The 19503-nt window shown below is 67.0% G+C and carries 24 protein-coding genes and 1 tRNA gene; 6 read left to right on the forward strand and 19 right to left on the reverse strand.

Annotation, left to right across the window (positions count from 1 at the left end; genetic code table 11):
• Positions 1 to 118: 118 nt before the first annotated feature.
• From IQ782_RS21450 to hisD, 10 genes are all read right to left on the reverse strand, one after another.
• Positions 119 to 307, reverse strand: a complete 189-nt coding sequence (locus IQ782_RS21450) for a DNA gyrase inhibitor YacG (RefSeq protein WP_194136718.1) — start codon at positions 305 to 307, stop codon at positions 119 to 121.
• Positions 304 to 1347 carry a ribonuclease E/G gene (locus tag IQ782_RS21455; RefSeq protein ID WP_194136719.1) on the reverse strand — a complete coding sequence of 348 codons (1044 nt, stop codon included), beginning with the start codon at positions 1345 to 1347 and terminating at the stop codon, positions 304 to 306. The genes IQ782_RS21450 and IQ782_RS21455 overlap by 4 nt, the downstream gene beginning before the upstream one ends.
• A gap of 16 nt (positions 1348 to 1363) precedes the next feature.
• On the reverse strand, positions 1364 to 1942 hold the full coding sequence (locus IQ782_RS21460) for a Maf family protein (RefSeq protein ID WP_194136720.1): 579 nt from the start codon (positions 1940 to 1942) through the stop codon (positions 1364 to 1366).
• A gap of 67 nt (positions 1943 to 2009) precedes the next feature.
• Positions 2010 to 2228 (reverse strand): translation initiation factor IF-1, encoded by a 219-nt coding sequence (gene infA / locus IQ782_RS21465; RefSeq protein WP_005978431.1) that lies wholly within the window; start codon positions 2226 to 2228, stop codon positions 2010 to 2012.
• A gap of 108 nt (positions 2229 to 2336) precedes the next feature.
• Positions 2337 to 3221 (reverse strand): carbon-nitrogen hydrolase family protein, encoded by an 885-nt coding sequence (locus IQ782_RS21470; protein ID WP_194136721.1) that lies wholly within the window; start codon positions 3219 to 3221, stop codon positions 2337 to 2339.
• 92 nt (positions 3222 to 3313) lie between these two features.
• Entirely contained in the window at positions 3314 to 3913 is a 600-nt protein-coding gene (locus IQ782_RS21475; protein WP_420832683.1) for a GNAT family N-acetyltransferase, read from the reverse strand.
• Between the two features lie 5 nt (positions 3914 to 3918).
• Complete coding sequence (locus IQ782_RS21480) at positions 3919 to 4317, reverse strand: ketosteroid isomerase-related protein (RefSeq protein WP_240989465.1); 399 nt, start codon at positions 4315 to 4317, stop codon at positions 3919 to 3921.
• A complete protein-coding gene (locus tag IQ782_RS21485; protein ID WP_194136723.1) occupies positions 4314 to 4760 on the reverse strand; it encodes an arsenate reductase/protein-tyrosine-phosphatase family protein in 447 nt (148 codons plus the stop codon). Before IQ782_RS21485 ends, IQ782_RS21480 begins: the two co-directional genes overlap by 4 nt.
• A gap of 4 nt (positions 4761 to 4764) precedes the next feature.
• Positions 4765 to 5244 carry a UPF0262 family protein gene (locus IQ782_RS21490; protein WP_194136724.1) on the reverse strand — a complete coding sequence of 160 codons (480 nt, stop codon included), beginning with the start codon at positions 5242 to 5244 and terminating at the stop codon, positions 4765 to 4767.
• A gap of 107 nt (positions 5245 to 5351) precedes the next feature.
• Positions 5352 to 6653 (reverse strand): histidinol dehydrogenase, encoded by a 1302-nt coding sequence (gene hisD / locus IQ782_RS21495; protein ID WP_194136725.1) that lies wholly within the window; start codon positions 6651 to 6653, stop codon positions 5352 to 5354.
• Positions 6654 to 6828: 175 nt separating this feature from the next.
• Here hisD and IQ782_RS21500 point away from each other — a divergent pair, with 175 nt between their 5' ends.
• Complete coding sequence (locus tag IQ782_RS21500; RefSeq protein WP_194136726.1) at positions 6829 to 7227, forward strand: c-type cytochrome; 399 nt, start codon at positions 6829 to 6831, stop codon at positions 7225 to 7227.
• 86 nt (positions 7228 to 7313) lie between these two features.
• On the opposite strand, the gene IQ782_RS21505 is transcribed toward IQ782_RS21500, so the two are convergent.
• Genes IQ782_RS21505 through IQ782_RS21515 form a run of 3 tightly spaced genes read right to left on the reverse strand, consistent with a single transcriptional unit; the run spans position 7314 to position 9222 of the window.
• Positions 7314 to 7781 carry a DUF2948 family protein gene (locus tag IQ782_RS21505; protein WP_338092624.1) on the reverse strand — a complete coding sequence of 156 codons (468 nt, stop codon included), beginning with the start codon at positions 7779 to 7781 and terminating at the stop codon, positions 7314 to 7316.
• Positions 7778 to 9049: a UDP-N-acetylglucosamine 1-carboxyvinyltransferase gene (murA, locus tag IQ782_RS21510; RefSeq protein ID WP_194136727.1), complete on the reverse strand. Its 1272-nt coding sequence runs from the start codon at positions 9047 to 9049 to the stop codon at positions 7778 to 7780. The genes IQ782_RS21505 and murA overlap by 4 nt, the downstream gene beginning before the upstream one ends.
• Entirely contained in the window at positions 9049 to 9222 is a 174-nt protein-coding gene (locus tag IQ782_RS21515; RefSeq protein WP_194136728.1) for a hypothetical protein, read from the reverse strand. Before IQ782_RS21515 ends, murA begins: the two co-directional genes overlap by 1 nt.
• Before the next feature lie 135 nt (positions 9223 to 9357).
• Between IQ782_RS21515 and IQ782_RS21520 the strand changes: the two genes are divergently transcribed.
• Positions 9358 to 9432, forward strand: a tRNA-Thr gene (locus tag IQ782_RS21520).
• 389 nt (positions 9433 to 9821) lie between these two features.
• On the opposite strand, the gene IQ782_RS21525 is transcribed toward IQ782_RS21520, so the two are convergent.
• From IQ782_RS21525 to IQ782_RS21540, 4 genes are read right to left on the reverse strand one after another with little or no spacing between them, the layout of a single operon-like run.
• Complete coding sequence (locus IQ782_RS21525; protein ID WP_194136729.1) at positions 9822 to 10295, reverse strand: CYTH domain-containing protein; 474 nt, start codon at positions 10293 to 10295, stop codon at positions 9822 to 9824.
• Positions 10292 to 11044: a ParA family protein gene (locus tag IQ782_RS21530; RefSeq protein ID WP_194136730.1), complete on the reverse strand. Its 753-nt coding sequence runs from the start codon at positions 11042 to 11044 to the stop codon at positions 10292 to 10294. Before IQ782_RS21530 ends, IQ782_RS21525 begins: the two co-directional genes overlap by 4 nt.
• A complete protein-coding gene (locus tag IQ782_RS21535) occupies positions 11041 to 12579 on the reverse strand; it encodes a CHAD domain-containing protein (protein ID WP_194136731.1) in 1539 nt (512 codons plus the stop codon). The genes IQ782_RS21530 and IQ782_RS21535 overlap by 4 nt, the downstream gene beginning before the upstream one ends.
• The gene (locus tag IQ782_RS21540; protein ID WP_194136732.1) at positions 12576 to 12773 is read right to left on the reverse strand and encodes a hypothetical protein; all 198 of its coding nucleotides are present in this window, start codon (positions 12771 to 12773) and stop codon (positions 12576 to 12578) included. The genes IQ782_RS21535 and IQ782_RS21540 overlap by 4 nt, the downstream gene beginning before the upstream one ends.
• A gap of 197 nt (positions 12774 to 12970) precedes the next feature.
• On the opposite strand from IQ782_RS21540, the gene IQ782_RS21545 reads away from it, so the two are divergent.
• The 4 genes from IQ782_RS21545 to IQ782_RS21560 all read left to right on the forward strand — a co-directional run bounded on the left by IQ782_RS21545 (position 12971) and on the right by IQ782_RS21560 (position 17831).
• Positions 12971 to 13252 carry a hypothetical protein gene (locus IQ782_RS21545; RefSeq protein WP_194136733.1) on the forward strand — a complete coding sequence of 94 codons (282 nt, stop codon included), beginning with the start codon at positions 12971 to 12973 and terminating at the stop codon, positions 13250 to 13252.
• Between the two features lie 135 nt (positions 13253 to 13387).
• Entirely contained in the window at positions 13388 to 15394 is a 2007-nt protein-coding gene (gene dnaG, locus IQ782_RS21550) for a DNA primase (RefSeq protein WP_194136734.1), read from the forward strand.
• A gap of 141 nt (positions 15395 to 15535) precedes the next feature.
• A complete protein-coding gene (gene rpoD, locus IQ782_RS21555) occupies positions 15536 to 17527 on the forward strand; it encodes an RNA polymerase sigma factor RpoD (RefSeq protein WP_194136735.1) in 1992 nt (663 codons plus the stop codon).
• A 16-nt stretch (positions 17528 to 17543) separates the two neighbouring features.
• The gene (locus IQ782_RS21560) at positions 17544 to 17831 is read left to right on the forward strand and encodes an HlyU family transcriptional regulator (RefSeq protein WP_194136736.1); all 288 of its coding nucleotides are present in this window, start codon (positions 17544 to 17546) and stop codon (positions 17829 to 17831) included.
• Positions 17832 to 17892: 61 nt separating this feature from the next.
• Here IQ782_RS21560 and IQ782_RS21565 read toward each other — a convergent pair whose 3' ends face one another.
• Positions 17893 to 18456, reverse strand: a complete 564-nt coding sequence (locus IQ782_RS21565; RefSeq protein WP_194136737.1) for a DedA family protein — start codon at positions 18454 to 18456, stop codon at positions 17893 to 17895.
• A 4-nt stretch (positions 18457 to 18460) separates the two neighbouring features.
• Complete coding sequence (locus IQ782_RS21570; RefSeq protein WP_240989466.1) at positions 18461 to 19372, reverse strand: NAD-dependent epimerase/dehydratase family protein; 912 nt, start codon at positions 19370 to 19372, stop codon at positions 18461 to 18463.
• Positions 19373 to 19503 lie beyond the last annotated feature (131 nt).

Genomic DNA, 19503 nt, shown 5'->3' on the forward strand with positions numbered 1-19503 from the left:
GCCTTCTTCTAGGTCGAAATATCCCGGGGGAGGCGCGCGCAGCGCGGCGGGGGCGGAGCCCCGATTGGCTCGGCCCCCGCATGCGATGCGGCGGGGCGGCGCCCGACGCCCGCCCCTCTCAGTGCCGCGTCTGCTTGGCGCGCTCGCGCTCGGCGAGATCGATCGCCTCTTCGACGTCCTGCGGGTCCTCGGAGGGCACCGCGTAGCTGCCCGACATCCATTTCGCCAGGTCGACGTCCGCGCAGCGCTTCGAGCAGAAGGGACGGTACTTCTCGTCAGAGGGGCGGTTGCAGATCGGACAGCTCATGACAGCATCCCCGGCTTCAGCACCTCGCTCAGCGGCACGCGCTCGCGCTTGCGTTGCAGTTCCATGAGCCCCAGCTGGGTCCAGCCGGCAAGGATGGTCTCGGTGGCATCGGTCTTCAGGGCCGCGCGCAGCACGCCTTCGAGCTGGCGGCGTTCCTTCTTCGGGATCGGCGCGGGATCGACGATGACCTGCCCGCCAAGGCCGCGCAGGCGCAGCTGCCGGGGCAGTTCGCGCAGGGCGGCGATATTGGCCTTGAGCCCTGCCGCGGGCGAGGTGTCGCCGCCGGTGTTCACATCCACGGCCACCAGCGCGCGCGTGGGCTCGATGCACATCGAGCCACCGCCGGGCAGCGGCACCAGCGGCCGCTGCAGCGCCGCGATCATCTCGTGCACGTCGTGCCGCTCGAAGGCGCCGGGCTCGGCATCGACCTCGGCCTCTTCCCACTCGCGCCAGGCCTGCGCGTGCGGCCCGTCCCCCTCGACCAGCAGCTCCGCCTTGCCCGAGACATCCGCCATCACCTGCGCGCAGAGCTGCGCCATGGCGGCGATGTCCTCGGCGATCTCCTCCGGGTCGCCCTCGGCGCAGGAGGAGCGCAGGATCAGGCCGTTCTCGGCTTCCTTGGCATCCGGCATAACCACGTGGGCGATCTCGAGCAGGCTCTCGCGGATATCCTCGTCCTTGATGCGGCGCGAGATGTTCAGCCCCGGCGCGCCGGGGGTGACGATGGCGTAGCGCGACTTGAAGAGAATGCGGGTGGTGACCGGGATCGCCTTGCCGGGCTCGGCGAAGCCGGTGACCTGCACGATGACCGGTTGGCCGGGCGCGAGCCCCTTGACCTGGCGCAGGAAGGCCGAGCCCTCGGGCGTGTCGAGGAACATGCCGCCCTGCCCCTTCATCGGGCGCTGCGCGATGCCGCGGTAGATGGTGCCCGGTCGTGCGTGGTCGCCGTCGATCAGCAGGTCCTCGAGCTGGCCGTCGACGATCAGCGCCGCGGCCTCGGCCTCGCCGAGGTGGCCGAGAGCAATGGTGCGTCCCTTCATGCGACTTCCCTCTTCGTCAGTCTGCGGGTTTGTAAAGCGGGTAGCCTGCCGCGAGCAGCAGGTTCGCGGTCTCGGCCAGCGGCAAGCCGACCACCGAGGTGAAACTGCCGTTGATCCACGGGATGAACGCCCCGGCGGGGCCCTGGATGCCGTAGCCCCCGGCCTTGCCCTGCCAGTCGCCCGAGGCGAGGTAGGCGTTCAGCTCCTCGTTCGAGAGGTTCTTCATCTGCACCTGCGTGACCACGTCACGTTCCCAGACGCGATCGCCCCGGCGCACCGCGACGGCGGTGATCACACGGTGACGGCGGCCCGAGAGCCGGGTGAGGAAGTCTGCGGCCTCACCGGCATCGCGGGGCTTGCCCAGGATGCGGCGCCCCAGCGCGACGGTGGTGTCGGCGGAGAGCACGATCTCTGTGTCGGAGGCGGGAATCGCCTGCACCTTCTCGCGCGCGAGGCGCACGCAGTAGGGGCGGGGCAGCTCGCCCGGCATCGGATCTTCGTCGATGTCGGGCGTGCGGATGTCGTCGGCGGTGACGCCAAGCTGCGCGAGAAGTTCACGCCGCCGGGGCGAGCCGGAACCGAGGACGAGTTTCATGCGCGGACCTCCCGTGTCCATTTGAGGGAACGCGGGATCCGCCATGAGATTCCGGGTCATGCGGAACTTACTTGAAGCGGTAGTTGATCCGGCCCTTGGTCAGATCATAGGGCGTCATTTCCACCTGAACCTTGTCGCCGGCAAGAACCCGGATGCGGTTTTTCCGCATCTTGCCTGCCGTGTGCGCGATGATCTCATGGCCGTTCTCAAGCTCGACCCGAAACGTCGCGTTGGGCAGGAGTTCCTTCACGACACCGGGAAATTCGAGCGTATCTTCCTTGGCCATGCTTTCTCCTGAAAATGCAGTTCCGCTGACTTTCGCGGAACGCGGATGCATATGCGCCCAAACGGCACAATTTTCAAGACCACAATTGCAGATTGTCGGGAATAGGCTCTAGCGCAGCGCCCGCAGGGTCACGGGGCCGTCGCGGCCGGACTGATCGTCCCAGTGGCTGCGGTTCAGCACGACGCCATCGTTACGGACCCGCGCGACGGCGTCAAGGTCAACCTCGGCAAAGGTCCAGCCGGGCCGGCCGAGCTGGCCCTCGGCGATCACCCCGGTGGCGGGAAAGCCAGTGTCGGGCGGGCAGAAGACGCCGCCCATTCCGGTGTTGGTGTCCACCGCCTCGGACCAGTCGCAGCTGCCCACGGTCGAGGCCATGACCGCGACGCACTGCTGTTCGAGGGCGCGGGCCATTGCGCCGATGCGCACGCGCGAATAGCCCGCCTGCGCCTCGGTGCAGGAGGGCACCAGCAGCAGTTCGGCGTCGCGCAGCGCCCGGCCGAGCAGCGGGTACTCGCTGTCATAGCAGATCAGGATCCCGATCTTGCCGAGCGCCGTGTCGAAGAGGTGCAGCGGCGCGCCCCCGACCACGTGCCACTCCTCGCGCTCGAAGCGGGTCATGATCTGCTTGTCCTGGAATTCCATGCCGCCGCCGGGCGCGAAAAAGCGCGCGCGGTTGACGGGGCGCGGCCCGATCGCGGCATCGAAGACCGGGGCCGAGGCGGCGAGAATATGGGCCCCGTATTTCGCGGCGAGATCGGAATGCAGCGCATCGACCTGCGGCATCCGTTCCGACACCGCGTGCAGCGAGGCCTCGAGGTCCGCCGCAGCCGCGCGGCCCGCCAGCGTCGCGATCTCCATCGAGCCGTACTCAGGGAAGACCATCAGCTCCGCGCCCTGCCCCGCCGCCTCGGCGACCCAGGCCTCGATCTTGGCGGCATAGGCGTCCCAGCTTTCGAGGAAGTCCATCGGGTAGGCGGCGGTGGCGATCTTCATGGGCGGCGTCCTTGGTCTTGCCGGGACGGAGGGGGCGCTGCCCCCGTCCGCTGGCGCGGACTCCCCCGGCGTTTTTGGAAAGAGAAGAAGGCTCAGGCGGCGTCCTTGCCGAGGTCACGGAGCCAGAATTGCAGGGCGTGGTCGGTCTGCTCGGGCTGGTCCACGTCGCGCCAACGGAAGCGGGCAACGACGCCGTCGAGCGGCGTGTAGCCGCGCTTGCGCCAGAACGGGTCGAGCGGGGCATAGCCCGCGGGGCGCAGCGGGTGATCCGCCGGGCGCATCACGGCGCAGAAGGCGCTGTGGCGGCGGCCGAGGGCGCGGGCGTGCGCTTCGCGCAGATCGAAGAACCGGTGGCCGATCCCCTGCCCGCGCGCCTCGGGCAGCAGCACCGACTCGGCGCAGTAGAAGATCTCGGGCAGCGCGAGACCGGTGGCGGCGAAGGGCGCGGCGAAATCCTCGGCATGATCCTCCATCGGCGTGCCGGTGGCGGCACCGACGAGGCGCGGGCCGTCGAAGGCACCGACCAGCACGGCACCGGCGCTGGTCCGGTAACTTTCGAGGTAGCGCCGCTCGTAGCCCAGATCGCCCTCGTAGAGATAGGGCCAGTCGCGGAACACCGCGATGCGCAGCCGCGCCACGTCGTCGAGCGCGGCGTCGAGCGCCGCGCCGGTGAGGGTCCGGGTTTCGATCACCGAGGTCACGAGACCTGCCGGATCCAGTCGGCGAGATTGTAGTAGGTCACCACGCGGGTGATCTTGCCACCCTCAAGGCTGAAGAACGAGCCAGCGGGCAGGCGGTATGTCTGGCCCTTCGCCTCCGGCAGACCGGAATCGGTGCGCAGGTAGGTGCCGTTCACGATGAACTCGGCTGCGGCGCGGCTACCGCCCTCGGCCTCGAAGATCACCATGTCGGTCAGGTGCTCGTCGTAGCAGTGGGACATATGGGCGCAGAACTCGGCGAACTTGATCTTGCCCGAGCGGATCTGCCCCTCGTTCACGTGGTGCGCGATGTCCGGAGCCAGCAGCTCGAGCATCGCCTCGGTGTCCTTGGCGTTGAAGGCGGCAAAATAGGCTTTGATCGTTTCGGTGGCCGTCATGTGTCTCCCCATCGGGTCTTGAGCTTGTCGTAGATCTGGTCGCGGGTCTGGCGGTAGGCGTTGAGCTTGGTCTCGCGGGTCTCGCCGAGCCCGGTCGGATCCATGATCGGCCAGTATTCCACCGTCAGGTGAAAGAAGCGCGTCAGCTCCAGCGCGGCGCGCTGCGAGGCGGGCGACATGGCGACGATCAGGTCGAACCCCGACAGGGTTTCGCCCATCTCCTCGAGTTCCTCGAAGCTGCGCGAGCGGTGGCGGGACAGCTCGACCCCGATTTCCTGGCAGACCGAGATCGCGAAGCCGTCGATCTCGAGATCGTTCACCACTCCAACCGACTGCACGTAGGTGCCCTGACCGTAGAGCTTTTTCATGATGCCCTCGGCCATGGGCGAGCGCACGGCGTTGTGGTCGCAGCAGAAGAGCACCGATTGCGGCAGCTTCGGCACGCGGTCAGCCTCCGAAATGCAGCACGCAGATGAGGGTGAAAAGCCGCCGCGCGGTGTCGGTGTCGACCTCTGCCTTGCCCTCGAGGCGTTCTTGCAGGATGCGTGCGCCTTCGTTGTGGATGCCGCGACGGGCCATGTCGATGGTTTCGATCTGGCTGGGCGCGGCGGATTTCACCGCGTCGAAGTAGCTTTTGCAGATCTGGAAGTAGTCCTTCACCACCTGCCGGAACGGTGCCAGCGAGAGATGGAACTCGGCCGCCGGATCGCCCGCCTCGGTGGTGATGTCGAAGACCAGCCGCTTGTCGCGGATCGACAGGCCGAGCGCATAGGGGCCCTCGGGGACGTCGCGGCCGTTGCGCGCCGGCAGGGCAAAGCTGTTGTCTTCCATGAGGTCGAACATCGCCACGCGCCGCTCCTGCTCGATCTCCGGGGTCGGAGGCGGCAGGTTGGCGTCGTCAAGCTCGATACGGGCGATGGTGCTCATGGGCGCGTCCTCGGCTGCGGCTCCGGAATCTGTAGCCAATGCGAGAGGATGGGGCAATGCGCGTTGCGACTCATGAGGCGGGGGCCGCGACCCCCTGCCCCGGACGATCAGCCGTTGAGCTTGCGCAGCCGCGCGGTGACCGACAGGCCGTGCGCCTGCAGGCTCTCGGACTGCGCCAGCACCTCGGCGGCGGGGCCGATGGCACGCAGCGCCTCGGGCGACATCTTGGCAAGCGTGGTGCGCTTGACGAAGTCGAGCACCGACAGCCCCGAGGAGAAACGCGCCGAGCGCGCGGTGGGCAGCACGTGGTTCGGCCCGCCGACGTAGTCGCCGATCGCCTCGGGGGTCCATTGGCCGAGAAAGATCGCGCCGGCGTGGCGGATTTGCTCGGACAGCGCCTCGGGCTCGGCGACGCAGAGCTCCAGGTGCTCGGGTGCGACGCGGTTCGACAGGGCGGCGGCCTCGTCGAGATCCCGGCAGATGATGACCGCGCCGAAGTCGCGCCAGCTGGCCCCGGCGATGCCGCGGCGCTCCAGCACCTCGAGCTGCCGGGCAACCTCGTCGGCCACCTTTCGGGCAAGGCCGGCGTCGGGGGTGATCAGGATCGACTGGGCGCTTTCGTCGTGCTCGGCCTGGCTGAGCAGATCGAGGGCGATGAACTCGGGATCGTTGTCTGCATCGGCGATGACGAGGATTTCCGACGGGCCGGCGATCATGTCGATGCCGACCTTGCCGAAGACCCGGCGCTTGGCCGCGGCGACAAAGGCGTTGCCCGGCCCGGTGATCTTGTCCACCGGAGCGATGCTCTCGGTGCCATAGGCCAGCGCGGCGATCGCCTGCGCACCACCGATGCGGTAGATCTCGTCGACCCCGGCGATGCGCGCCGCCAGCAGCACCAGCGGGTTGGCAATCCCATCGGGCGTCGGCACGGCGATGCAGAGCCGCTCGACCCCCGCCACCTTGGCGGGAATGGCATTCATCAGCACCGAGGACGGATAGCTTGCCAGTCCGCCCGGCACGTAGAGACCGGCGGCAGAGACCGGCGTCCAGCGCCAGCCGAGGGTCGCCCCGTCGGGATCGGTCCATTGCGCGTCCTCGGGCATCTGCCGGACGTGGTAGGCGCGGATGCGCTCGGCGGCGGTCTCGAGCGCGGCGCGCTCGGCCTCGGGCACCTGCGCGCAATAGGCGTCGATCTCTTCGGGTGTGAACCGCAGCCCCGCCGCGTCCAGCTCGAGCCGGTCGAACTTCGCGGTCAGCTCCAGCACCGCCGCATCGCCGCGTGCGCGCACGTCGGCGATGATGCCCGCGACGATATCGTCCACATCGGGGCTGTCCTCGCGCTTGGCGCCGAGCAGCTGGGCGAACTCAAGCTCGAAATCCGGATCGGTGGTGTCGAGAAAGACGGGCATGGGCGGTCTCCTTGTCGCGGCACTGCTTAGAGAGAACCGCGGCGCGGCTCAAGCCTTGAGACACGCCGCGCCCAGATGCCGCCGCACATGACATGGATCAGGGACAGATACATGCGGTGAGTGAAATATCTTGGGACCGGCATGGGAGGATGCCGGGCAATTTGAGGAGGACATCATGAAATTGCATGACTGCGGACTGTTCTTGCTGCCGCTCTGCCTTGTTGGCGGGGCTTTTGCGCAGGAGGCAGGCCAGACCGAATACACGAACGCCTGCGCGACCTGCCATGGTGAAAGCGGAACCGGAGACGGGCCGCTGGCGGAATTCCTGACCGTCGCCCCGGCGGATCTGACGCAGATCGCGGCGCATAACGACGGGGTGTTTCCCTTGCTGCAGGTGATCCAGACCATCGACGGGCGCAGCGGCACCCGCGGCCACGGCGGGCCGATGCCGGTCTGGGGGGCGCGCTTCAAGCAGGACCTGTCGGGAGAGATCGGCGCCTATGCCAGCGAGATCGTCACCCGCGGGCGCATCCTTGCGCTGGCGGAATACGTCGAAACGCTCCAGTCCCAGTAGGGCGCGCAGCTCAAACCAAACGGGGGCGCAGGTTTTCCCCACGCCCCCGCCAAGTTTTCTCTCGTGGCAGGCTGATGGCGGCAGGCTCAGGCGCCGTGGTCCGGCACCTGCCCCGAAATGGCGCCATAGGGGCGGGTGACATCCTTCAGTCGCAGCTCCAGCGCTTCGACCTCGACGCGGATCGCGCCGTCGCCGGCAAAGGTCAGCTCGACGAAGCCGTTGCCATCCGCGCCCGGCTCGAAGCTGACGGAGAGCAGCGAGAGCACCGTGTCGCGCTCTGCCGGGCTGACGCCCTGCGCCGAGACCTTCAGGACGTTCTCGACAACAAGAAGCGACCGCACCCGCTCGGGCGGCGAGACATGCACCCCGTCCTCGCGGCGCAGCCGGTTGACCAGCAGCGCGAGCCGCTGGTGGCGCTTTTCCCAGGCCACGTCGCCCACGGTCAGGACCGCGTCCTGTGCCAGAGCCGAGAGAACCTGCAGGTCCTCCGGGTCCATTGCACCAAGGTTGAGCGGCTGACTGCCCGCGTCTTCGAATCTTGCGTCCCCGGTCACTCGGCCTTCACCCGTTCGATCTTGGCGCCCACGCCGCGCAGTTTGCGGACCACGTGCTCATAGCCACGGTCCAGATGATACACCCGGCTTACCACGGTTTCCCCCTCTGCGGCGAGACCCGCGAGAATAAGCGAGACAGAAGCGCGCAGATCGGTGGCCATCACCGGCGCACCCTTCAGCTTCTCGACGCCGCTCACGCGGGCGGTGCCGCCGTGCACGTCGATCTTTGCGCCCATGCGCAGCAATTCGGGTGCGTGCATGAAGCGGTTCTCGAAGATCTTCTCTTCCAGCACGCTCTCGCCCTCGGCGGTGCAGAGCAACGCCATCATCTGCGCCTGCAGGTCGGTCGGGAAGCCGGGGAAGGGCTCGGTGGTCACGTTCACGGCCTTTACCCGGCCGTTCCTGCGGGCCACCTTGAGGCCGGTCGCGGTTTCCTCGACCGAGATGCCCGCCTCGTCGAGCTTCTCGCAGAAGCTCTCGACCAGCGCGATCTTGCCGCCGAGGCATTCCACCTCGCCGCCGCAGATCGCCGGGGCCAGCATGTAGGTGCCGAGCTCGATACGGTCGGTGACCACCCGGTGGGTCGCCCCGCCCAGAGACTCGACGCCCTGGATCTCGATGGTGCTGGTGCCCTCACCCTCGATCTGCGCGCCCATCTTGCGCAGGCACTCGGCCAGATCGACGATCTCGGGCTCGCGCGCGGCATTGCGGATCACCGTGGTGCCCTTGGCCAGCGTCGCCGCCATCAGCGCGTTCTCGGTGGCGCCGACCGAGGCGAAGGGGAACTCGACGATGCCGCCCTTCAGCCCGCCCGACGGCGCCTTGGCGTGCACGTACCCCTCGCGCAGGTCGAGATCCGCGCCCATCGCCTCGAGCGCCCTGAGGTGCAGGTCCACCGGGCGCGCGCCGATGGCACAGCCGCCGGGCAGCGAGACCTCGGCATGGCCGAAGCGCGCCAGCAGCGGGCCGAGCACGAGGATCGAGGCGCGCATCTTGCGCACGATGTCATAGTCGGCGCGGGTCGAGGTCACCGCGTGGCTGGACATGGCCAGCACCTGCCCGTCGTTGAGTGCCTGCACCTCGGCACCGAGCGATTGCAGCAGCAGCGTCATGGTGCGGATGTCCGACAGGCGCGGTGCGTTGGTCAACGTGAGCGGCTGGTCGGTCAGGAGAGTCGCCGGCATCAGCGTGAGACAGGCGTTCTTGGCACCGGCGATCGGAATCTGTCCCGATAGCGGGCCGTTGCCCGTGACGACGATCGAATCCATTAGCTGTCCTTTTCACTGCTCTGCCCGTCTTCGGGCTTGTTATCTTCTGTTGACGCGGCGTCGCGCGCCTTGGCCTGTGCCTTGCGCCGGGCGAGATTCGCCTTCAGCGCGGCCTTCAAACGGGTTTCGCGCTCTTGCGCGGGGGAAATTCGGGGGCTGTTTTTCGGCTCCATGAACTTTCTTTACTTGAGAGGCAAAAAACCGTCCAGATTGCGCTTGCACCCCCCGGCGTTTGCCCTTAGACACCGCGCCACGCCACGAGGCACACCGACGCAACCTAGCGCGGACGCCTCGAAAGGCGACCCGGTGCTGCTGTAGCTCAGTGGTAGAGCACTCCCTTGGTAAGGGAGAGGTCGACAGTTCAATCCTGTCCAGCAGCACCACTTCAAACCCCTGAAAAACATACGCTTTCCGCAAGACGCTGGTGAGCACCTCTGCGTTCGGGCGAGCCTGTGGTCGGCGCGCCGATGTGCGTTGCGGAGCGGACGAAAGGGATTTCCGCCGGAAATCAGCGGCCTTCCGGGCCGTGGCCGACGCGGGTCGAGACGCCGCCAGAAGTCCCTCCCGCGACCTGCCCCTGCGGCACCGAGACGACCGCCACTCGAGCCCCGTTTCCGGCCCTCCGGAGCGGCCCCCGCGTCACCCCGGACCGACCCCTCGGCGCGCGGCGCGGCACACCGCCGATTCCGCGATTCTCCGACTCGGAACGGGCCGACGCACGGGCCGCCTCCAGCGAGACGGCGAAGTCCGGTTCAGCCCCGGTCAGCCGAGGTCAGCCCGGCACGCCGTCATCCGCGAGCGCCCGGTTGCGGTAGCGGCGGTCCTCGGTCACATCCGCGCCGAACCATGCTGGCGGAGTGAAGGCACGGGCGGCGTCTTCCGTGTCGAATTCCACCTCGACCATCACCAGCGGCGCAAGAGCACCGGTGAAGACATCCAGCTCGAAGGCGGTCCCATCGCTCAGCGTGCCGAGGTGGCGGGTCTTTTCCAGGACCCTGCCGCCGGTCGCGGGCCAGAGCGCCTCGAACTGGTCGCGCGTAATCTCGATCTCGCGCTCCATGCGCGCCAGCCCGCCGTCGGACTTCAGCGTCAGGAAGCAGGCACCGCCCTTCTCGCGCAGCCGCAGTTCGACCGTGTCGCCGGCCTGCGTGACATACCCCTGCCGCACCGGCTTGGCCGCCAGCCCCGAAAGGTCCGGCAGCTGCGCGACGAGGAACTTGCGCTCGATCTCCACGCCGCCGCTCATTTGCCGAACACCCGCGTGACCAGCTCGTCATGCAGCGTGCGGTAGGCCGCGCTGGCCGGGCTCGAGGGCGCCGTCGCCAGCACCGGGGCGCGGTGCACCCCCATGCGCTCGATCTCGGAGGCGAAGGGCACCGTCGCCGTCATCAGCCGCTTGCCATGCTCACGGCGCATCTCGTCCATCGTCTCGCCGTGCAGCGACTTCACGCCCTGCGCCATCGAAAAGAACCCGTGCAATTTCTTCTCCTTGAGATCATGGGCGCGGAAGAAATCGCGCAGCTGTTCAAAGGTGCGCTGTGAGAGCGTGGTCGGGATCACCGGGACAACAATGGCATCCGAGGCGCGAAACACGTTTTCTGACAGCGTCGAGATGTTCGGAGGGCAGTCCAGAAGGACCACGTCATAGTCGCTTTTTACCGCCTTCAGGGCCTTTTTCAGGCGCGAGCGCGAATTGCGCATCCGCGCAAGGAAGACGTCGAAATCCCGGAACGTCATATTGGCAGGCAGAACGTCGAGATCGTCGTAGTCGCTGCCACGGATAGCGCCGGCGAAGCGCGCCACATCCTCGAAAAAGCGCGTCTCGGTCAGCTTCTTCGAGGGCTTGACCCGGAAATAGAACCCCGAAGCGCCCTGCGGGTCGAGATCGCAGAGAAGCACGCGCCGTCCAGCCTGCGCCATTGCATATGCAAGGTTCACCGTGGTCGCGGTCTTTCCCACGCCGCCCTTGTTGGAATAGCAGGCGATGATCTTCATTCTTTCCCCCCGTGGAACAGGTCGCGGAACGTCTCGCGCGTGGCCGCGCTGTTGAAAGCGGCAAAGCTGCCGACCACCCGCGCGCGCTCCTCCAGCTGCCGCCCGTGCAGCACGACGATCAGCGCGCCGACACTCTGGGCTGCCTGAAGGTCGCCGGGTGTAGCGCCATCAAGGCGGCCCAGGACCTGTTGCAGGCTGTCTTGCTGCACCGAGCAGTCATTGAAGAGCCCAAGATTGTCCTGCAGCTTCTTCAGCGGTTTGATCAGCCGCTTGAAGGGCGCCTCCGGGAAGAGCGGCGCGAAGAACTCCATCAGGTAGCGCAGCTTCTTGCAGTGGATGCGCAGTTCGTGGACCTCGTGGTCGGGCGTCTCGGCGTCGATCCCCTCGGCGATGGCGCAGATCTTGCGATAGCGCTTCCAGATCAGCCGACAGGCAAAATCATAGGCCGGCAAAGCGGCCTTGTCGCCGCGTGCGAGCTTGCGACGCCCGGATTTCCGGCCGCTGCCGAAAAGCTTGACGAGCGCCGTAATCTCCTTGCGGTAGGCGGGGCTGCGCAGGTGTTCGGCAAGGCTTTTCTGCGCTGCCGCCCGCTCTTCGGCGAAGAGCGCGAACATGCGGTCGAGCCCCGGATGAAGGCTGTCCGGCACCATGCCGTAGAACCTTTCTCGCTCCAACAAGTAGACATCAAGATCGCGCAGCCGTCCCGTCGGCACCATCAGCGCCGAGAAGCGCGTCTTCAACTCGTCCGTCAGCGCGGTGTCGTAAACGTCGCGGAACAGGCTCAGCACCGAGCGTATCTTGCGCAGCGCGATGCGGTAGTCATGCAGGAACTCGGTGTCGTGGTCGGCGATCACCCCGGTTTCGTTTGCGCGGGCCACCGGCAGATAGGCCGCGATGATGTCGCTTGCCGCGTCAAAGGCCTCGGTGTCGTGACCGATCGGAACCTGCGGCTTGGGCCTGTAATCGGGCTGCCCCGGAAAGAGCCCCGCATAGAGCGGCTGCTCTCCGAAAGCGGTGCCGCCTGCTGCCTCGACCATGCCGCGCAGCCGCAGCAGCGCCTTGTCGTAACCCCGCAGCCCCTGAAGCTGCACCACGATCGCGGCGCCGCCTTCGGTGACGCAAAGATCAAGCAGAAGCGCCCGCGCCTGCGTTTTTGCCTCGTCGTCGAGCAGCGCAAGCACGCCGCGCCGCAACACGCCCGCCCCTACGGGGAGCAGGCAACGCAGCGGCGACAGATCGGACAGCGCCGAGGTCACCGGCCCCTTGGCAAATTCGGCCACGAAGCGCGCCGCCGAGACGCCGGGCTGCGCGAGAGACCTGCCTTCGGCCCCCAGCACCTCGATCTGCGTCTCGGTTTCGATCAGCAGCCGCCCCGAATGCCGGATTTCCTGGTCGAACGTATCGCGGACCTGAAAGGCAGTGGTGCCCTCTTCCCAGGACAGGGCCGGGACAAGCCCGCCCACGGCCCCGGCTTCGGCAAGCCGGTCCAGCGCGTCAGGAACGAGGAGATAGAGCCTCGAGCGATCCGCACTCATTTCGCTTTCTTCCCGGCCTTTCGCAGATACTCCTCGATGAGAGCCTCCACGATCTTCTGCACGCTCGACTCTTCTTCGATGGCGCGAATCTTCAAAGCTTTCAGCGTCTTGCCGCTCAACCGCAGCGACGTGTTCTTCTTTTCATCTTCTTCGCCTTTGGCGGTCCTGGCCTTGGACGGCTTCACTTTCGGCATCGCGGCGCTCCGAGTCGATAATGACGTCATGATGTCAACTATCCGCGACGACCGCAACGCGGTATTCGGGCGCCGCGGGCGGCACCTCGTGCGCCCGGCGCAGGCCCCAATGTGCGTCATCGAACAGGCTCCTGCTGATGACACCCGCCGACCGAATGACTAGATAGGTCTCATGGTTGATAAAGGAGATGCAGACCATGCGGACCCTGGTAGTTCTCGGGCTGGTGCTTGCCGCCGCCACGCCCGCTTTTGCGCAAAGTGACAAGGCGGCACGCTGCGAATCTTCGGCCAAGATGGTCATGGAAGCGGTGCAGGCGCGTAAGGACGGAGTTCCCCAGAAACGCACCGAACGGGAATTGCGCCGGGCGCTCGACCGCGACGCGGGCGTCATGCTCGCCCAGTGGATCTATGCCCTGCCCGAAGACCAGTTGAACCTCGACGTGGGACGCAGCTGGGAACAGCAATGCCTCTCGCAGTGATCCGGCCGCGCTGAGGTCTCGGCGCGCCCTCACGTCGCCCTTCCGGCGGGCGGACGACTCGGCTATCTCTAAGGAAAGATAAAAGCGTGGCCGAGGCGCATGGACTCGGCCCCAATGTCCTATGATACTCCGAGCATGAGTCTTCCACCGGGTTTCCTTGACGAGCTGCGCACGCGCACGAGCCTTTCGCAGGTCGTGGGCCGCAAGGTCATGTGGGACAGTCGGAAATCGAACCAGGCCAAGGGCGACATGTGGGCGCCCTGCCCCTTCCATCAGGAAAAGTCGGCCTCGTTCCACGTCGATGACCGCAAGGGCTTCTACTATTGCTTCGGCTGCCACGCGAAGGGCGACGCGATCTCCTTCATCCGCGAGAGCGAGAACGTCGACTTCATGGAGGCCGTCGAGATCCTCGCGCGCGAGGCCGGAATGCCGATGCCGGCGCGCGACCCGCAGGCCGCGCAGAAGGCCGACCGCCGCAGCCAGCTTGCCGAGGTCATGGAGCAGGCGCTGCGCTTTTACCGGATGCAGCTGCGCACCGCCGCCGCCGCCGAGGCGCGCGGCTATCTCGAGCGCCGCGGGCTCAAGCAGGACGTACAGGACCGCTTCGAGCTGGGCTTTGCACCCAATTGCTGGCAGGGGCTCTGGGATCACCTGCGCGGACAGGGCGTGGCGGAGGATCTGATCCTCGGTGCAGGGCTCGCCAAGCCCTCGGACAAGGGCCGCGCGCCCTATGACGTCTTCCGCAACCGCATCATGTTCCCGATCCGCGACGGCCGCGGCCGCGCCATCGCCTTCGGCGGCCGGGCGATGGATCCGCGCGACAACGCCAAATACCTCAACTCGCCCGAGACCGAACTCTTCGACAAGGGCCGCAACCTCTACAATCACGCGCCCGCGCGCGAGGCGGCGGGCAAGGGCCAGCCGCTGATCGTGGCCGAGGGCTACATGGACGTGATCGCGCTCTCGGAGGCGGGCTTCGAGGCGTCCGTCGCGCCACTTGGCACAGCGGTGACCGAGCACCAGCTCGCCCTGCTGTGGCGCATCGCCGACGAGCCGGTGATCGCCCTCGACGGCGACAAGGCCGGGCTGCGCGCCGCCTATCGGGTGATCGACACCGCACTGCCGCTGCTGGTGCCCGGCAAGGGGCTGCGCTTTGCCCTCATGCCCGAGGGGCAGGATCCCGACGACCTGCTGCGCGCCAAGGGGCCGCAGGCGGTGAAGGCGGTGCTCGATCAGGCGATGCCCATGGTGCAGCTGCTCTGGCGGCGCGAGACCGAAGGCAAGGTCTTCGACAGCCCCGAGCGCAAGGCCGCGCTCGACGCGACGCTGCGCGCAGCGCTCAAACGCATCCAGCACCCCGACCTGCGCCGCCACTACGGCGACGAGATCAAGGACCTGCGCTGGCAGCTGTTCCGCGCCCGGCGCGGCGGAACCTCGGGCGGCAACGGCCGCGGGTTTTCCGATGGTCCGGGCCAGTACAGCCCGTTCCGCAGCGGCAAGCGCACCCAGAAATGGGGACAGGCAGTGCCGATCGCGCCAAGCGCCTCGGCCAAGTCCTCGCTGCTGGTGGCGGCGGGCGATGCCGCCGAGACCCGCCTGCGCGAAGATGTCATCCTCGCCGTGCTGCTGCGTTACCCGGCGCTGATGGCGGAGTTCGAAAGCCCGCTCGAAACCCTGCCTTGCGCGGATCCCTCGCATGCCGCGCTGCGCAGCCTGCTTCTGTCCGGGGTCACGCATGATCCCGAAACGCTCCAGGACGAAGCGATGCAGAGAATCGGCCCCGAGGCCCTTGATTCCCTGCTCGCGGCACGCCATGTGGCAGTCGTGCCCTGCCTGCGACATTTCGGTGACAGCGAGCTCGCCCGCCTGACGGTGGCCGAGGAGTTCGCGAAAATTGCCGCTCAGGCAGGTCTGGTGGCCGAGCTCGCCGAGGCTTTGGAGGATATGGAAAGCCTTGCGGACGAAGCCCTTACCTGGCGGCTGGGTCAGGCAGCACAGGCGCGCAACCAGGCGGTGATGAACCGCTCGGAGGATGATGTGGAATTCGACGTGGGCGCAAACGGCGCCCGAATGGACAAAGAAGAACGCAGCGCCTTCGACGCGCTGCTGCAGCAGATTCGCTTTTCCAAGGGTCAGAACTAGATGGCCATTTAGGGAAACTGGAGGAAAAACCGGTAGACGGGTGGCCGAATCAAACGATTCCCCCCATGATTCGCAAAATCGAATCACTTCACTTGCGCGAGTGCCGGCCAGAACCGGCCCCTCCCTTTGACGGAGCACTTCATGGCAGCCAAAGACAACGACGACGCCAAGCCGGAATCTCAGGACGACGCACATAGCCTCGACATGAGCCAGGCCGCGGTCAAGAAGATGATCGCCGAGGCGCGCGAGCGTGGCTTTATCACCTATGACCAGCTGAACCAGGTTCTGCCGCCCGATCAGGTCAGCTCTGACCAGATCGAAGACGTGATGTCGATGCTCTCCGAAATGGGCATCCAGGTCACCGAAGAGGACGAGGAATCCGAGGACGGCGACGACAAGAACAAGGGCTCGACCGATCTCGTCGACGCCTCGCGCGGCCGCGACGTCGCGATGTCGTCCGGCGGTGCCGAGAAGCTCGACCGCACCGACGACCCTGTGCGCATGTACCTGCGCGAGATGGGCTCGGTCGAGCTGCTCTCGCGCGAGGGCGAGATCGCCATCGCCAAGCGCATCGAGGCCGGCCGCAACACGATGATCGCGGGCCTCTGCGAAAGCCCGCTGACCTTCCAGGCGATCACCATCTGGCGCGAGGAACTCCTCGGCGAGGAAATCCTGCTGCGCGACGTGATCGACCTCGAGGCGACCTTCGGCAACCAGCTCGACGAGGACGGCGAGCTCGACGAGCCCGTGGTCGGCGGCGGCGATGCCTCGGCGCAGAAGCAGCGCAGCAACGAGCCCGAGCTCGATGCCGACGGCAACCCGCTGCGCCGCGACGACGACGAGGATGACGACGATCAGGCCAACATGTCGCTCGCCGCGATGGAGACCGCGCTGAAGCCGCGCGTGCTGGAAACCCTGGACACGATCGCCGCCGACTACGAGACCCTCTCGGAAATGCAGGATGCCCGGATCAGCGCTACGCTGAACGAGGATGGCTCTTTCTCCGCCGACGACGAGGCGCAGTACCAGCGCGTGCGTTCGGAAATCGTCGTACTGGTGAACGGGCTTCACCTGCACAACAACCGCATCGAGGCGCTGATCGACCAGCTCTACGGCATCAACAAGCGCATCATGATGATCGACAGCTCGATGGTGAAGCTGGCCGACCAGGCCCGCATCAACCGCCGCGAGTTCATCGACGAGTACCGTGGCCGCGAGCTTGATCCGAACTGGATGGATCACATGGCGGCCAAGGACGGCCGCGGCTGGCAGATGTTCATCGAGCGCTTCTCGGACAAGGCCGAAGAGCTGCGCGCCGACATGGCGCAGGTCGGCCAGTACGTCGGCCTCGACATCTCCGAATTCCGCCGCATCGTCCAGCAGGTGCAGAAGGGCGAGAAAGAGGCACGTCAGGCCAAGAAGGAAATGGTCGAGGCCAACCTGCGCCTCGTGATCTCCATCGCCAAGAAATACACGAACCGCGGGTTGCAGTTCCTCGACCTCATCCAGGAAGGCAACATCGGCCTGATGAAGGCCGTGGACAAGTTCGAGTACCGCCGCGGCTACAAGTTCTCGACCTACGCGACCTGGTGGATCCGCCAGGCGATCACCCGCTCGATCGCCGACCAGGCGCGCACCATCCGTATCCCGGTGCACATGATCGAGACGATCAATAAGCTGGTCCGCACCGGCCGCCAGATGCTGCACGAGATCGGCCGCGAGCCGACCCCGGAAGAACTGGCGGAAAAGCTGCAGATGCCGCTCGAGAAGGTCCGCAAGGTGATGAAGATCGCCAAGGAGCCGATCTCGCTCGAAACGCCGATCGGCGACGAGGAAGATTCGCAGCTCGGCGATTTCATCGAGGACAAGAACGCTATCCTGCCGCTCGACAGCGCGATCCAGGAAAACCTCAAGGAGACCACCACCCGCGTGCTCTCCTCGCTCACCCCGCGTGAAGAGCGGGTTCTGCGGATGCGCTTCGGCATCGGCATGAACACCGACCACACGCTGGAAGAGGTCGGCCAGCAGTTCTCGGTGACGCGCGAGCGGATCCGCCAGATCGAGGCCAAGGCGCTGCGCAAGCTCAAGCACCCCTCGCGGTCGCGCAAGCTGCGCTCGTTCCTCGACCAGTAAGCGCGGAGGCAGGTCCATGTCCCTCTGGTCCCGTCTCTTCGGCGGCGGAAGCTCCGACACCGGCAAGGCGAAACCGCAGGTGGAAGCCATCGAGTACAATGGCTTCCGCATCTTCCCCGAGCCGATCCCGGCAGAGGGGCAGTTCCGCATCGCCGCCCGCATCGAGGCCGAAGTGGGAGGCGAGACGAAGGTGCACGAGTTGATCCGCGCCGATGTCATCCGCGACCACGGCGAGGCCGTCGAAGCCTCGATCCGCAAGGCGAAGCAGATGATCGACGAACAGGGCGCGCGGCTCTTCGGCTGAAGCACCTTCCGCAGGTCCTACCAAGCGCCGCCCCTTGGGGCGGCGTTTTGCTGTGTGGAATCTAGTCGTGCGGCGCCCGGCGCATCCGCCACCGGCGGTGCAGCCAGAAGCCCACCACCAGCAACGCCGGGATCGCCAGCAGCAGTTGGGTGCGGTCGATGTGGCCCCAGATGATATGCACCAGCCTGCCGATGCCATGACCTACAACCACCATGACAACCGCCCAGACCAGCGCTGCAAGGCAGGTGATCGGCAGGTAGAGCGCCGGGCGTAGCCCCGCGCTGGTGGCCAGCAGAACCGGGGTCACCGTCCGCATTCCGGGCAGGAACCGGAAGGCCGCTGCCAGAAGAGCCGGGCGTGCGAGGAACCTCCGCGCCATCCCCTGCGACACCGGGTGGGCAAGGATGTGTTGCACCCGAGGGTGGTCGCGATAGCGCCGCGCCAGCAGGAAGATCGCCACATCGGAGCTCCAGCCGCCCGCCCAGGCCGCCGCCAGCACCGGCCAGAGCGGCAGCAGCCCGTGATGCGCCAGCAGCCCCGAGGTGATCGCCACGGTATCGCCCTCGAGCGCGCAGCCGAGGTAGACGATGATCAGCCCGTATTTGGCGATCAGCGCGTCCAGCATCCGGTCAGAGCCCGTAGTCCGCGACCATTCGCGCCAGCCCCTCGTCCAGCGCCACCCGCGGCGCCCAGCCCAGCACCTGCCGGGCGCGCGCGATGTCGAGCACGCTCGACTTCACTTCCAGCGCCGAGGGCTCGGTCACCAGGTTGAGCTGCCGCCCCGTTGCCGCCTCCATCTGCGCGACCAGCGCGTTGAGCGAACAGCCCTCCCCCGCCCCGAGATTCAGCCGGGTCACCGGGTTCGGCAGCGCGCCGTGCACCACCCGTTCGACGGCACCGCAGAAATCATCCATGTGAAGGTAGTCCCGCGAAGTCTCGCCGCTGCCGTAGACGGTGAAGGCTGCGCCACTCGCCAGCGCATCGAGCAGCAGCCGCATCACCCCACGCTCGCGCCCCGGCATCGCCGTGCCATAGGGGTTGCCGAGCCGCAGGATCGTCAGCCGGAAGCCGTGCTGCGCGGCAAGAAACAGCAGCGCCTCCTCCACCGCCAGCTTGTGCAGCGCGTAGTAGCCCTTGGGCTGCGGCTCGCGGGTTTCGGGGATCGGCAGATCGTCGGTGTCGCCATAGACCGCCGCTGTCGACAGATAAACGAAATGCCCGCGCCAGCCCCGCGCCACCAGGGCCTCGACGAACGCCGTCTGCGGCGCGGTGACGTCCTGCATGACCGCGCCGATCGATGCGAAGCGTCGCCGGGCGTCGGACAGCCCGGCGCAATGCACGATGGTCGCCCCCGCGTCGCCCGGCGCCAGCCAGCCCGGATGCAGCGCGTCGCTCACCCGCACGTGCGGCAGGGCGCGTGCGCCCTCGGGCAGCGCACTGCGCGAGATGCCCGTCACAGGTTGGCCCGCCTCGGTAAGCGCGCGCAGGATCTCGTACCCAAGGACCCCGGCGCAACCGGTTACGTAAGTCTGCGGTGCCATCTTCGCGGGGTTCCTTGCCTGCATTTCCAGCGCACCAGGAGAGGCGCGCGCCGACGTTACGACAAGCCCGCAGCCGGTTCCACGCGTTTCGGCGCCGCCAGGACCCCGCCGGCAGCCCGCCGCCATCGCCC

The sequence above is a fragment of the Salipiger mangrovisoli genome (assembly GCF_015223355.1).
Lineage (GTDB): Bacteria > Pseudomonadota > Alphaproteobacteria > Rhodobacterales > Rhodobacteraceae > Salipiger > Salipiger mangrovisoli.

Excerpts from the sequence above, each read along its gene's own strand:
- IQ782_RS21450 (WP_194136718.1), bottom strand. The coding sequence starts at position 307 with ATGAGCTGTCCGATCTGCAACCGCCCCTCTGACGAGAAGTACCGTCCC.
- IQ782_RS21455 (WP_194136719.1), bottom strand. The coding sequence starts at position 1,347 with ATGAAGGGACGCACCATTGCTCTCGGCCACCTCGGCGAGGCCGAGGCC.
- IQ782_RS21460 (WP_194136720.1), bottom strand. The coding sequence starts at position 1,942 with ATGAAACTCGTCCTCGGTTCCGGCTCGCCCCGGCGGCGTGAACTTCTC.
- infA (WP_005978431.1), bottom strand. The coding sequence starts at position 2,228 with ATGGCCAAGGAAGATACGCTCGAATTTCCCGGTGTCGTGAAGGAACTC.
- IQ782_RS21470 (WP_194136721.1), bottom strand. The coding sequence starts at position 3,221 with ATGAAGATCGCCACCGCCGCCTACCCGATGGACTTCCTCGAAAGCTGG.
- IQ782_RS21480 (WP_240989465.1), bottom strand. The coding sequence starts at position 4,317 with ATGACGGCCACCGAAACGATCAAAGCCTATTTTGCCGCCTTCAACGCC.
- IQ782_RS21490 (WP_194136724.1), bottom strand. The coding sequence starts at position 5,244 with ATGAGCACCATCGCCCGTATCGAGCTTGACGACGCCAACCTGCCGCCT.
- hisD (WP_194136725.1), bottom strand. The coding sequence starts at position 6,653 with ATGCCCGTCTTTCTCGACACCACCGATCCGGATTTCGAGCTTGAGTTC.
- IQ782_RS21500 (WP_194136726.1), top strand. The coding sequence starts at position 6,829 with ATGAAATTGCATGACTGCGGACTGTTCTTGCTGCCGCTCTGCCTTGTT.
- murA (WP_194136727.1), bottom strand. The coding sequence starts at position 9,049 with ATGGATTCGATCGTCGTCACGGGCAACGGCCCGCTATCGGGACAGATT.
- IQ782_RS21515 (WP_194136728.1), bottom strand. The coding sequence starts at position 9,222 with ATGGAGCCGAAAAACAGCCCCCGAATTTCCCCCGCGCAAGAGCGCGAA.
- IQ782_RS21525 (WP_194136729.1), bottom strand. The coding sequence starts at position 10,295 with ATGAGCGGCGGCGTGGAGATCGAGCGCAAGTTCCTCGTCGCGCAGCTG.
- IQ782_RS21530 (WP_194136730.1), bottom strand. The coding sequence starts at position 11,044 with ATGAAGATCATCGCCTGCTATTCCAACAAGGGCGGCGTGGGAAAGACC.
- IQ782_RS21535 (WP_194136731.1), bottom strand. The coding sequence starts at position 12,579 with ATGAGTGCGGATCGCTCGAGGCTCTATCTCCTCGTTCCTGACGCGCTG.
- IQ782_RS21540 (WP_194136732.1), bottom strand. The coding sequence starts at position 12,773 with ATGCCGAAAGTGAAGCCGTCCAAGGCCAGGACCGCCAAAGGCGAAGAA.
- IQ782_RS21545 (WP_194136733.1), top strand. The coding sequence starts at position 12,971 with ATGCGGACCCTGGTAGTTCTCGGGCTGGTGCTTGCCGCCGCCACGCCC.
- dnaG (WP_194136734.1), top strand. The coding sequence starts at position 13,388 with ATGAGTCTTCCACCGGGTTTCCTTGACGAGCTGCGCACGCGCACGAGC.
- rpoD (WP_194136735.1), top strand. The coding sequence starts at position 15,536 with ATGGCAGCCAAAGACAACGACGACGCCAAGCCGGAATCTCAGGACGAC.
- IQ782_RS21560 (WP_194136736.1), top strand. The coding sequence starts at position 17,544 with ATGTCCCTCTGGTCCCGTCTCTTCGGCGGCGGAAGCTCCGACACCGGC.
- IQ782_RS21565 (WP_194136737.1), bottom strand. The coding sequence starts at position 18,456 with ATGCTGGACGCGCTGATCGCCAAATACGGGCTGATCATCGTCTACCTC.
- IQ782_RS21570 (WP_240989466.1), bottom strand. The coding sequence starts at position 19,372 with ATGGCACCGCAGACTTACGTAACCGGTTGCGCCGGGGTCCTTGGGTAC.